The 975-nt window shown below is 60.0% G+C and carries 2 protein-coding genes; both read left to right on the top strand.

Annotated elements, in window-relative coordinates:
• A partial coding sequence (locus AC1DKY_RS21445) for a hypothetical protein (RefSeq protein WP_441605692.1) occupies positions 1 to 471 on the top strand: 471 nt, incomplete at its 5' end.
• Positions 472 to 658: 187 nt separating this feature from the next.
• On the top strand, positions 659 to 975 hold a 317-nt coding region (locus tag AC1DKY_RS21440), incomplete at its 3' end, for a hypothetical protein (protein WP_441611684.1).

Below are 975 nucleotides of genomic sequence, written 5' to 3'. Positions count from 1 at the left end.
ACGCCCCGCATGCTGGGCAAACTTGCCGAGGGCCTGGCCGCCGTCGCCGCGCCGGACTCCACCTGGCTGTTCAATACGGGATTGCCGCACTACGTTCGCCAGGAAGATCCGGGCTACCTCGATCCCCGCAAGCGCGGGCATATCGTCTCTTACGGCATCACGGGCTTGCGCCACATCTTCGAGCCCTTCGGATTCTGCATTACGCCCCTGCCCGGGAAGTCGTTTGCGTTCCTGGCGGAATTCCAGCCAACTCAAGGCCAGCAGCAGTTCACCAGCGACCGCTTCTACGCGCCCGTGGAAGCCAATGTGCGACTTCTGCGCGAATCTGCGCTGCTCTATATCGCGGCATTTGAGTCCGCACGCTCCTATTATTTTCAAGATGAATCGCTTAGCCGCGTCGCGATGAGAAGGTCTTGGCGACGAGTGCCGCTGAGCTGGCGAAAGCTCTATCGAAGACTGCTTTGGACATGAATCGCGCGAGCCGCCATGCGTGACGGGGCTGACCATCGGCCCAATGCGAAACTTTGTGTTAAGGCCGGGCCTTTCGGCTTTCACTAAGGGTTCCAGCGATGCTTCATGATCTAATGACCCCCTTAGATGCGAGCGAATTGACCTGCATCACGCGCCTGTCGTAACAGCAGTCAGCTAAAGTGCCCACATGACACACGATTGCCCTGTTTGCCTAAAATCCAAGACGACCGAGCCATTTCGCGACGTCGACGGTTTCCCTTATTTCTCCTGCAAAGCCTGCGACTCGATCTTCATCGAACCGCAAGTCCTCGCAGACATGGACCGCGGCGTCTCCCCCCGGGACTACGACCTCGACTACTGGAACGAAGAACTGAAGGCAGCGCGTGAGCGCGCCTCGGGCGACGGACTGGTTCGCGCAGGCGAAGCCGTGCTTTACGCACGCAGGGAGGTTCGCCGCTTCCTCGATCTGGGTGCCGGCCCCGGCTATCTGTTGGACCAGCTGGC

It is taken from the genome of Dyella sp. 01N448 (assembly GCF_056399225.1).
This window is presented reverse-complemented; position numbering and strand designations above follow the sequence as displayed.